General features: G+C 37.7%; 11 protein-coding genes. 1 reads left to right on the forward strand and 10 read right to left on the reverse strand.

The window, feature by feature from the left end:
* Positions 1-307 precede the first annotated feature (307 nt).
* Complete coding sequence (locus ACR1PO_RS21960) at positions 308-2095, forward strand: endonuclease (protein WP_433988176.1); 1788 nt, start codon at positions 308-310, stop codon at positions 2093-2095.
* A gap of 164 nt (positions 2096-2259) precedes the next feature.
* On the opposite strand, the gene ACR1PO_RS21965 is transcribed toward ACR1PO_RS21960, so the two are convergent.
* The 10 genes from ACR1PO_RS21965 to ACR1PO_RS22010 all read right to left on the reverse strand — a co-directional run bounded on the left by ACR1PO_RS21965 (position 2260) and on the right by ACR1PO_RS22010 (position 11930).
* Positions 2260-2976 (reverse strand): hypothetical protein, encoded by a 717-nt coding sequence (locus ACR1PO_RS21965; protein WP_433988177.1) that lies wholly within the window; start codon positions 2974-2976, stop codon positions 2260-2262.
* Positions 2977-3100: 124 nt separating this feature from the next.
* Positions 3101-3874, reverse strand: a complete 774-nt coding sequence (locus ACR1PO_RS21970) for a hypothetical protein (RefSeq protein WP_433988178.1) — start codon at positions 3872-3874, stop codon at positions 3101-3103.
* A gap of 4 nt (positions 3875-3878) precedes the next feature.
* Positions 3879-4247 (reverse strand): hypothetical protein, encoded by a 369-nt coding sequence (locus tag ACR1PO_RS21975; RefSeq protein WP_433988179.1) that lies wholly within the window; start codon positions 4245-4247, stop codon positions 3879-3881.
* On the reverse strand, positions 4228-4788 hold the full coding sequence (locus ACR1PO_RS21980) for a LemA family protein (RefSeq protein WP_433988180.1): 561 nt from the start codon (positions 4786-4788) through the stop codon (positions 4228-4230). The genes ACR1PO_RS21975 and ACR1PO_RS21980 overlap by 20 nt, the downstream gene beginning before the upstream one ends.
* Positions 4788-5438 (reverse strand): hypothetical protein, encoded by a 651-nt coding sequence (locus ACR1PO_RS21985; protein WP_332385214.1) that lies wholly within the window; start codon positions 5436-5438, stop codon positions 4788-4790. Before ACR1PO_RS21985 ends, ACR1PO_RS21980 begins: the two co-directional genes overlap by 1 nt.
* 13 nt (positions 5439-5451) lie before the next feature.
* Positions 5452-6051, reverse strand: coding sequence for a hypothetical protein (locus tag ACR1PO_RS21990; protein WP_310017962.1), 600 nt, complete (start codon positions 6049-6051; stop codon positions 5452-5454).
* Between the two features lie 5 nt (positions 6052-6056).
* Positions 6057-8888 carry an OmpA family protein gene (locus tag ACR1PO_RS21995; RefSeq protein WP_433988181.1) on the reverse strand — a complete coding sequence of 944 codons (2832 nt, stop codon included), beginning with the start codon at positions 8886-8888 and terminating at the stop codon, positions 6057-6059.
* Between the two features lie 11 nt (positions 8889-8899).
* A complete protein-coding gene (locus tag ACR1PO_RS22000; protein WP_332385211.1) occupies positions 8900-9388 on the reverse strand; it encodes a DUF4280 domain-containing protein in 489 nt (162 codons plus the stop codon).
* Between the two features lie 29 nt (positions 9389-9417).
* On the reverse strand, positions 9418-10461 hold the full coding sequence (locus ACR1PO_RS22005) for a hypothetical protein (protein ID WP_433988182.1): 1044 nt from the start codon (positions 10459-10461) through the stop codon (positions 9418-9420).
* Positions 10462-10517: 56 nt separating this feature from the next.
* Complete coding sequence (locus ACR1PO_RS22010) at positions 10518-11930, reverse strand: T6SS phospholipase effector Tle1-like catalytic domain-containing protein (protein WP_433988183.1); 1413 nt, start codon at positions 11928-11930, stop codon at positions 10518-10520.
* Positions 11931-11946 lie beyond the last annotated feature (16 nt).

Consider the following 11946-nt stretch of genomic DNA (forward strand, 5'->3'; position numbering starts at 1 on the left):
TATTTTTAAACCGGGCTAAAGCCCGGTTCTATTGAATATCCAATATTGAGGATAAACCATAGAAAAGTATCTGCTTATGGGTAATTATTTTGTTTATCCCGCAGATAGCACAGATTTGCACAGATGAATATTGGAATTCATAACCAGAACCAATCCAGAAAGGAAATCTCTAATCTTAAAAACTGAGGTACAACCTTGAAAATCAATATTTATAACTTCTTCCATGCAATACATTTAAAATTAACGATTTTGTAATTTTTTAATTCACAAAAATGTGGTATTCTTGCTGAAACTTATATTAATTAATATGAAAAAAATTATTTTATTTTCTTTATTTGCAGGACTTGCCCATGCACAGGCTCCTGCAGGTTATTACAATTCTGCCAACGGACTGAGTGGTGCAGCACTGAAAACTGAATTAAGCAACATTATCACTAACGGACATGTTGATAAAGGCTACAATGGGCTTTGGACAGGATATAAAACTACTGATATCGATAAGGACTACGAAAATGACGGAACAATCCTGGACATTTATTCTGAAAAACCTGTAGGTGCTGATCCTTATAATTATACTCCGGGATCTGATCAGTGTGGTACCTATTCTACTGAAGGGAATTGCTACAACAGGGAGCACATTGTTCCTCAAAGTCTTTTCAATCAGGCTTCTCCAATGGTTGCCGATATTCACTTTATCAGAGCTACAGACGGGAAAGTAAACGGAATGAGAAGTAATTATCCTTTCGGAAAGGTAGGAAGTGCTTCTTTTACTTCACAGAATGGTTCAAAACTTGGAACATCTGCTTCTTCAGGGTATTCGGGAACGGTATTTGAGCCGATTGATGAGTTTAAAGGAGATGTGGCACGTATGATCTTCTATTTTGTAACCCGTTATCAGAGCAAACTTTCTACTTTTTCATCAGGAAATATGCTAGGAAGCTCCGCATTCCCGGGATTACAGACATGGGAACTAAATGTTTTGCTGGCATGGCATAATCAGGATCCGGTTTCCCAGGCTGAGATCAAAAGGAATAATGCATCTTATACTTTCCAGGGAAACAGAAACCCATTTATTGATAATCCTAGTTATGTTAATCTTATCTGGGGATCTCAGCAGCCGTCAGGTGATACACAGGCACCTACAGCAGCAACAGGTCTGAATGTCTCAGGAAAAACTTCAAGCAGCATTTCTCTGGCATGGAATGCGTCTACCGATAATGTAGGAGTAACAGGATACAATGTTTACATGAACGGAATTCTGCAAACGACTACAAGTTCCACTTCAACAACCATTTCAGGGCTTACACCTTCCACTACTTACAGCTTTTATGTTGTAGCAAAGGATGCAGCAGGAAATTCATCATCAAACAGTTCTACGGTTTCCGGTACAACCAATGCAGGAAGCACTACTCCGACCAGCTGTGCTAATGAAACTTTTGAAACGATTCCGGCAGCCAGCTCTACTTATTCTACCAGAACATGGAGCAATGGAGGTATCTCATGGACTGCAACGGATTCAAGAACGGATCAGACTCTTAACAATAAAGCAATTACAGTAAGAAACGGTTCGTTAACTTCCGGCAGCTCTGCGAATGGTATTGGCTCTCTAACAGTGACTACACAGCTGAAGTTTACCGGAACTAACGGTACTTTTGACGTAAAAGTAAACGGAACAACCGTGGGAACTATTCCTTACAGTACTTCCGCTGTCACTACAACCATCAGTAATATCAACATTTCCGGAAATGTAGTGGTAAGTCTGGTTAACAATTCAACAAGTAACAGAGTAGCTATTGATGATCTTTCATGGACATGCTATTCCGGGTCTAGTGCAAGAATGGTTCAAAATACAGCTGCAGAAACCACTTCCGACAGTTTTAAAATTTCTCCGAACCCGGTTACCAACCAGGAGATTTTTGTAAAAGGAGATCTTCAGAAGGTAAAGAAAGCTGAAATTTACAATCTTCAGGGGAAAGTTCTTCAGACAATTGATCAGCCTTTCAGAAATGGAAATTCTATTAAAACCAGAAATCTTGGTCAGGGAATTTATATTTTAAAGCTTGATCAGGTGACAATGCAGTTCCTTGTAAAATAATTGAAATACTGATTTCATTAAAAATGCCGGTCTTTTTCAGACCGGCATTTTTAATTTTTAAAACTCCTGCAGATTTTGTGAATTAAAATTTTTAATGCAGAGATTTAGTTTTCAATATTTTACTTTAAAAACAGGATCAGCAAGCTGATCTGATTAAACGAATATTATAAAGAGATTTTATCAAGATATGGATATCCGGATCCTTTCAGAAGGTCTTTCCATTCTTTATTTCTGAATACAAAGAGATTACAGCGGTATTCGTCCGGCCTGTTGTCTACTGTTGTTTCGCAGTAATAGTAAAGCATATCTTTGTCTCTCCAGATGGCTATCTCCTGTCTGAGCTTATTATGAGTCTGGATGATCTCATTATCTTTTACTTCAGATTCAAAACCTTCGTGTATAGAATCAAAGCTGGGTTTATGTAATGTTTTGTTTAAGTTTTCCAGGAGTGCCGTTTTTTCCTGCTCAGTATAGATATCCAGCTGGTACATTCCTAATTCATCTTCTTTTTCATTGGCAAGCGGACCTATTTCCTGATCTACTTTTCCGAAATGTAAAATTACTTTATTTGTATTTTTATTGTTCCTGCCTTCCAGATCTATCCCGTTGAAATGTAATAATTCTTTTGATGAAAAAGCCAGTCTTTCATTTCCGATAAGGGTAACTTCATTGGTTCGTACAGCTTCTTTCTCTGTTGCACCGGCAGATTTTAAAATATCGTTGATATTTTGTCCAGCTTTCAGTTTGGCAAGATTGAATGGTTCGGTCTGGGTGCTTCCCTCTGTTTCAACCAAAGACTCACTTTCTTTATTTTTCTGCTGGCCGCATGATACAAGACTCAGGCAGATTGCTGGTATTAATACATATTTCAGATTTTTCATAATGTTAGTGTTAGTGTCCGGTTATCAATAATAAAACAGAAAAAACAGGATTCAAGTATCCGGAAAACGTTTTTTATTCATTTTTAACTTCAAATTCCTATTTGTTAGCATGAATATAAAACGCTTATATTATTTCAAATTCTTCCTTTCCTTCAGGTATATAAAATGAAATATCAAGCATCAGTTCTTCTTCTGTTTCAGGATTTTCCAGATATAAAGCAGACTCCCCGTTTACTTTTTTTAAAAAGGCAACTCTATTCTCTGCACATACAAACATAACGGCATCTTTGGAAACAGGCTGCATTTTAAATCCGGACTTGAAATCTTTTACAAGATCAGTAAAGCGCTCTTCCGATTCTGCTTTTGACAGATACATAGAAGCAGCCATATTTTCTTCTCTTCTGGAAATTAATTTCTTATAATCTTCAAATTTATTTTCCCTTATTAATCTTGATATATGATCATAAGCCTGCTCCAGCTTTTTTCTGCTGTCTTTAATGTCCTGCAGGTTTCTCCCGTTCTGCCATGCCGAAAGCTGATAAGGAACTTCTGCTTTAAAGGAGCCAACATGTTTGATAACCTGTTTCTTTTTGTCTTCAATAGCCTCTGAATGATAGTCTCCAAACTGTTTATCAAAAACAAAATCATTAGCCACATCAAAAAGTTTGACATTAAATTTCAGTTCTGATTTAGGATGCAGCTGTACATCGCCAACATTAGGTAAAATGGTTGCTGATATCGTCTGAACACCACTTTTCAATATGGCAAAATTGATCGGAATATTGGTGGCAACCTGTCCCTCAACATTCATATGAATCACAGGATAATCATTAATCCTTATTTCGAACAGACAGGCTGATGCACTGAAATCGATCATATAATAGGGTTGTTGTATCATAATTTTAGTTTTTAATGATTTTAGACCAGTCTGTAAACATTTTACTGATGGTATTGGTATTGATGATGCTAAAACAGAACATTCCAAGGAAAATAGAGCACCAGCACCACGCAAGTTTAACTCCGTTTTTATCTGTTATGAAAAAAAGAATGAGCATGGTAACCGTTCCAAAAAAGAAGGTGAAAAGCAAGGTATAGAGTATTGCCTGAATGATATACATATTGAATTTCAGTTTCCTGAACATCCATCCTATGATACTCACCACCATAATCAGTCCTATAGGAAGAAGCATCGCCCCGAACAAAACAATTTCGGGTTTTTCCATCAGTATATTTTCATATCCGAAAAATGTATTAAAACTGAACTCCTTCATAATGTTTTTCCTGATTTGAAATGTCTAATAGGGTTTTGTCTTTATAGCCCAGCATTTTTGCCAATATAACATTGGGAAATTCATGAATTCCTATATTGTAAAGGTTTACACTGTCATTAAAAAATTCTCTTCTGTCTGCTATTTTATCTTCCAGTCCGGAAACTCTTTTCTGCAGTTCCAGAAAGTTATTGTTTGACAGCAGGCTGGGATAGTTTTCTGAAACAGCAAAAAATGATGAAAGAGCTTTTGATGTCTCATTGGCAAGCTCTGTTTTTCTGTCGGAATCATTGGTGGTGTTATAGGAAGTTCTAAGTTCTGTCAGTTTGGTAAGCAGATCTTTTTCATGTGCCATAAACTGTTTGGCAACATTGACAAGGTTAGGAATTTCGTCTGCTCTTTGCTTCAAAATAACATCTATATTCCCGTACGCTTTTTCCACATTGAATTTCAGCATGACAAGCTTGTTGTACAAACTGATGAAAAAAGCCACGATGGCCACGATAAGAAATACGGCGATAACAATTGCTACAATTTGATTCATTATTGTGATAAGATTAAAATCATTACGATAAGTATAACAATACAGGTGACAATAAATGACCTCAACAGGGGCTGGTATTTATTCCAGACTGAAATTCCTGCAACAGTGGTAATTCCTAAAATCTTATGCCCGGTATCTTTTCTGATGAAAGCTTCTCCGTTTCTTGAGTCGGCAGCTCCCACAAGAAGCATTTCCTGGCCGGATTTAAGCAATGTTTCCTTATATCTTTTCTGTCCGTTATAACTTACATTGGTTTCTTCGATGAATATCAATTCAATGCCTTCGGGATGTATTTCAATGGTTCCTGAATCATCCTGCATCAGAAAGGGATTGCACCGGGTTTCTCTATGAATTGTTGTATAAGAATTTTTCCCTTCTTTATCTCTGGTTACATCTTCAATTGTATAATAATATCCTATGCATTCTTCTCTTGCGACGGGTGAAATCAAAGGTTCTTTCATAATAAGTTTTCCCTGAATTTCTACCAGCCCCATGGCCACAGATTTTATTTTGGATGTGGGTAATGATGCCTGAATTCTTAAAAATCTTTTTCTAGAATTAGGAAGTAGTAAAAGAACTGCAATGACAGAAAGTATAACTAACGGTAAATACGTCATTACTTTTTCTGCATAATAATCATAATTATCCATCAATAAGAATCTGCTATGAAGTATACGTTTTTAGGAGATGTGCTGCTGCTGTTTCCTGCCCGTCTGCCGTCTTCACCTGATTGTCTACAATATAGAGAACAGAGGAAGTATTGGGTTTATTATTGGTGTATTCATAATATTGTACCAATACCATTGTTTTACCTTTCAGATCCCAGGCATAGGCTGCATTTCCCAATATTTTACCTTCACTGTTCTTTGCCGGAACTCCTGCCAGAACTTTAGGATTTTTGTATTGTGATTTGAGATAGGCTAAAAGATCGTTACCAGCGGCAGTATCTTCCAGTTCTATTTTCACGCCTTTAGTAAGCCTTTCTGTAGTATTGTTAATGAGTAATCCTACGGTGGAGCTTTTTACATTATTTTCTTTGTGTTCCGGAAACGATATATTTCCGAATTTATATCCGGAAACATCTTTGGTATAAGCTACTGGCAATGTAGTTACAATTTCCCTCGCTTCTGTCTGATATTTGGTATCTTTCAGAACTTCTTTATATCCTTTGGAAAAATCTACTTTTTCCAGATCTGTCTTTTGTTGTGACTGGCATGATACAAACATGATAAAACACAAAATTATTAAAACTATCTTTTTCATATTATCTAATTTCTTATTAACGGAATATCGGCACTGAATCCGAAAAGTTCTTCAAGACTTTTGATGACATCAAATTTAGGTACAATTTCGTTAAATTTTCCTTCTGCGATAATACCTTCGTCTTCTGAACTTCCTTTAAGTTCTGCCGGTTTTTTATTGCCCCCTCTAGGTATTTTCTTTTTTGCAGACATTCCTACTTTTCCTTTGATCACATACTCAGCGTTGAGTCCATCAAATCCTAATTCCGGGCGGTAATTTAATCCTTTATCATCAAATTTCACACCATGCCCGAATGTAATGGAAGCTGATCCCTTCCCGCTCATTTCAAAATATCCTTCTACTTTCACAATGACAAGATTGGCTTCTGCTTTTGCCCAAACCCCTGCTTTTAATTCAATTTTAAGGGTATTTTTGGCTTCTATTTTTCCTTGCTTATCATTTTTTTCGCTTACAGTGTTGAATGAAAAACCAATTGATGTTTTGATTTCACTTGAAATAACAAGATCAATGTAAACATCTGAGCTCAGTTTAGCTCCGAAATCATCATTCCCAAACTCTACTCCTGTATTCATCCGGTCTTTGATCACTCCATACAACCTTACAGCACCTGGTGCTGCGGTTCCACCACTCACAGCTCCTGCCACCAGCCCTACAGCTGTACAAAGGAGGTCTACTGTAACTTCTAATCCTATCAGGGGTTCTGCATTAAAAGATATATCAACCTTTGTTCCTAATCTTTCAATTTCTGTATTTTTCTGTTTGGCTCTTTCTAAGCACCATTCACCTTTTAGATTGATATTAGGTGGTTTAATGGCAAAAGTTACCGGAAGACCTTTAAAACCTATATTTCTAACCTGTCCTTTAGTTTTGTTCGTAATACCGTCAGACATTGCTCCCATTGAGCCGAAAAGATCATAAAGCTTTTTAAATTTTGTCTCGTATTCTCCTTTAACTTCTTTACTTTTCTGAAAACTGCCGCTTCTGTTCTTTTCCCATTCACTTTTCAGGCTGAACCCGAAGGAAGCATCCTTTTGTTTCCATCTTCTTTCAGCACCTATTTTACCGGCTTTAGCCTGTAGGTCTTTATGTTTTGCCGCTGGCTGGTTCTGCCATTTCACACTCAGTTCATTGGTAAGATTAACGAAGAAAGTGAGTGTCCATTTAATGTCCGGGTAGGCTTTGATTAATACGGTTGTTCTCTTTTCATTGCTAAAATACCTGCAGGTATGTGCGTGAAGATGGAACTGATTGGGAGTGGCCCACATCGGCCAGATATATTGTATAGGAAAAGCATCGAATTGTGATAAATCTGAGTATACTCCATAATTAAATGATGGCGTAGTAAATGTCTTTACAGTATCTCCTTTATCTATTGCCTGCCCTACATCTACCATCAGGACCTGTTTTTTATGTTTCCCTTTGCTGTCTCTGAAGCATTCATTGGTTTGAAAACCGGTAACATCAATCGTTATATCTTTCTTCATGGATACACTAGGTGCTGTCACTTCATAGTTAACCGTTTGCGCATCATGGGCATTGAATACGAATGAGATGTCTACTCTACGGTTGTTTTCGTAGTCTTTCTCATTTTTATATTTGATATTATCTCTTCCTTTTTTATCGTCAGTAGGATCTACTTCTCCTTTTCCCACAGAGATAATTCTTCTTGGATCTAATCCCCCGTCTGCAAAGAATTTTTTGACAACATCCGCTCTTCTTTGGGAAAGACCTTTATTGTAATTCTGTTTTCCGATTACACAAGCGTAGCCACTCAGATTCATGGTGGCATCTTTATGTTCTAAAAGGAATTTGAGTACATTATTCAGGATGGCGACTCCATCTTTATCAATTTCTGTAGAATCGAATTTATAAAAGATGGTTCTTTTAATATGTTCCTGAAGCGCAGGTGACTGTATTTGCTTTACACCATTACCATTATCAAAAACTTTAACGGTTGTATTATTAGCCTTTCCGTCTTTTATTTCACTTTCTGTGATTTTGATGACTTCAAACTTACAAGGTTCCAGTCTGACGGAATTTACATCCGGCTTATACACTTTAGTCGGTGTCTGGTTCTGGGCTCCGTTGGTATTGGTAGTAACTACTTTATTCTTTACATTCAGATAGATGGCATGAAGGTCATCACCCAGATTATCTTTAATGTATTTTTTGGAAGCAACATCTTTTACTTTAATATAGAATTCCTCTACATTCTGAATATTGTCCACATAGGCCATCCAGGCAAAGGTATTTTCTATTTTCAGATTAACTTCACCGTCTATTACCTGTACATTGTTATAGGTGTGTACCAGCTTATCTGCTTTTGCTGTCTGCTGATTCCAAAGTTCGATACTGACTGTATTTCCATTGAGACCTTCCGTCACGAGGTTAAGATGAACGATATGTCCATAAGAAATGTATTCGTTCTTTTTATTGTTTTTGATGCTTTTGCTGTTTTTTTGTGTAGACCATTTGCTGCTTACAATTTTGGGTTCACACCAGCCTTTTACAAATATTCCTGTATCACTTTTAGTATCTCTTACTCCGGACAGACTGGCTTCAATATAAAACTGATAGCTTCCGCAGTACTGCTTGCCAATTAAAAATTTATATCCTGTAGCAGAGGTGATCTGATTGATAATAATTTTTCTGCTGCTGTTCTGCCTCATCCAGGTAAGAGGTTTCTTTTTGTCTGCATCTGTAGTTCCCGGCAGCCATTCGCCTACACCAAACTGTACCCACTGGTCTGGCTTTATGGTAATCCTTTGCCCTAATACAGACATTTTAGGGTAATACAATCCGCTTACAACTTTTATTTTTTTTACGCCTTTTGCCATTTTCTTATCATTTAGATTGCACCATCCTGCCCTCCTCCTGAAGGCTGTTCGTTATACATTTCTTCGGAATCTACCAGCGGATTAATCTGCTGCTGAACATCTTTGTCGGCATTTTTAAAGTTCTGCTGGCTGGCTTCCGCCCGCTGCCCGTGGTCTATAATCTCAATGCATGGAGTACCGGCAACGGCACATACTGCCTTGCTGTCTTCCACAATGATATATCCGCCATTGCTGAGCTGTACTTTATCATAAAAGTTCTGCCATTCTGTAACCATAATTTTGCATGGCGGCGGCGGTCCTCCCATTTTGGTACAGTTTCCGAATGTATTTTTTTCAAATGTGGCTGCTCCAATTTCTTTCGTGGTAACGATCAGTTTTTTGGAAGCACTTTTATCATTGGCATATTCCTTTTGATGTGTGAGTACTTTAAGCTTGTCCGGAACCTGTCCGAACTGGCATTTGCATAGAGCTCCCTGTACTACAATATGTTTTTCTGCCATATTAATTCTATCTTTAGTGAAATGGTAATTTAGTTTTCATCAATTCCTGAAACTGATACTGAAATCTTTTTTTCTTCCTGCAGCATAATGCTGCATTCCAGGTAAAGAGATTCCGGAAGTGAGGTTTCTCCTTTCAGATAATTTATGAGTCTGAAAGTTCCTTCTTCATTCATCACAGGATCGTCTTCTATAATCAATGAAAAAGGTGATCTTCTTATAAAATCATCAATATCTCTTTCTTCATATAACTTTCCGGATCCTTCCACCATGATCAGACCTGTTTCTTCTTTCAGCGGATCTGTTTCAAGCGTCAACTTATATCTGGGTTCAATTGCATTGTCTACTACAGGAAACGTTGCTGTCATCTCAGTTCTGTAGTCTTTTCCGAAACTCTGATATATCCCAAAGAATAAAGTACGGATGAAGTAATCATTTTTAATGTAAAGACTGATGGCTTCAGGCTGGCTGATTACTTTTTCAATCTTTCCGCAGTATTCGTCCACGGTTTCGCCTTCAAATTCTTTATACAGTTCTTCTTTTACAGCGGGCCATCTTTTCGAAAACACCTCCGCGTTTTCTACGGCTTCAAATCTTCCATGTTCATCAGTACTGATCTGTAAGGGGTATAAAACCTTGGATGTTCTGTAAGCCAGCAGATCGGCAATTTCATTCACCTCTTCTTCATTGAGATAAAGATTTGATGTTCTGTCTATCTCAAAAAAATGATTTCCTTTTTCTGTTTTCAGCCAGCGAACAGATACTTCATATTTTAATTCGTTTTTGGATTCTGCTTTTTCAATGGTAATGACCACACTGTATCTCCGCACTTTGTTTTCAGGCTGTAGGGTAAGGCTGTTTCCTTTCCCGAATTTTACCAAAACATTTTTATCTGCAACCGCTGTTCTCGGAACAAAAAGCTCTTTCTGCCCATTAAGATTGATCAGGATCATGTCCTTAACAGCGCAATGGTTGTTGTGGAAGAGTTTTAATGCGTCTTTATCCAATCCGTACAGCGAGGCTATACTTTTTAACGTTTCATCTTTCTGAACGGTATGTATGTTATATTTCTGCATAAAAATGTTCCTGCTTCAATTTCTTTCTTTGTATGGTGTCTTTTTAAAATTTAATTCTAGTGGATAACTCTTGTTCTGTTCGGTCTCGGATCCATACCAATTCCCTCTCTTCGGGCTGACCAATGAAGGTATTTATGGCGGAGCGTTCTTAAATCATCCTGTTCTTTTACTTCTTTCTGATAAGCTGCCTGACGGTTTTCCGGAATCTGGTTTCCTCCATAGGCGTCACGCAGTTCTTTATAATGTCTGAAAGAGTAAGGTTTTCCATCTCCCATGACATAAGATCTGAGACGTTCCTTTATTCCTATTAAAAACTGATCATCCAAAATGGAATATTTTTCATCTGTCAGCTTCTTCATGGTTATGGGAAGATTTTTATCTATACCATATTCTGCCATAAAATGTAAAGGAATGTAGCTGAATGTTTTCAGCAGATAGCGTGAGCCTTTCAATGACAGATAAAATCCGGGAGTAATAGTGAGTTCACCTTTTTCATACCATCCCTCATTTTCAAGCTCTGTCTTTAATGCCTGTAATTTCGTACTGGTTGTCCAGGATGTTTCAACTTCTTCCCATGTTTCCTGTCCGTTTTCATAAGCTCCTCCCACGTCGCAGTGTACCCCGGGAAATGTTTTTTCGGTTCCGATATGTACTCTTGTCAGGTCAAAGTTTTCTCTATGTTCGTTTTCTGCGATGAAGTGAACTACAGTCTGGGCTTTTCCGATATCGTTCAGGCTTAATTCTTCAACATCGTTACTGAAATTGGGCATTGGTGACAGGTATTTCGAATAGGAAGAAACGGTATCGTAAATCCCCAGAAATCTCACTTTCAATACATCAACTTTTAATCCTGCTTCTTCGAGTTTAAGTCCAAGGTGCCCCCACTTCGGAAGTTCTTCACCCTCTACACTTTTACCGTCATCGTCTGAATAAGTGGTCACTGTAGCCGCTTCATTGGAAATGGTACGTGCGGTAGCTTTATATTTTGCTTTCCCGATTTCATATACGAAGTTACGGGCAGCAGCAGCTCCACGGCTGAATCCGAACACATCAAAGGTAAGAACAGCAATTTTATCGGCTTTCTTTTCTGCTTTAATGGTTTTCACTTTTTTAACGATTTCCTCGCATCCTTTTCTCACTTTTGATCTGATCCCGGTTTCCCCTGTCCCGAAAGCGTATCCCAGCGTAGCATCTCCTTCTTTATCCTGTGTACCGATACCTTCTATATAAATTCCGAAGTTTTTATCATAGTTATCCCACATGCGGGCTACATTACTCCAGTCATTGTTGTAGCTTGTATTGTCTGATGATTTCCCACCATGCTTTTTATGCGCATCCGTGTTATTTTTTCTTTCGTCTGTATTGGTTTTATTATTCAGGGTTCCGTCAAAAAAAATCCCAATGGTAATATCCAGTACTTCCTCTTTGGATACAGATGGTGTATAGCTTCCAAATTGATTGTTGTGCATAGTTCTTGTTTTTAGA

Source organism: Chryseobacterium amylolyticum (assembly GCF_051011775.1).
Classification (GTDB): domain Bacteria; phylum Bacteroidota; class Bacteroidia; order Flavobacteriales; family Weeksellaceae; genus Chryseobacterium.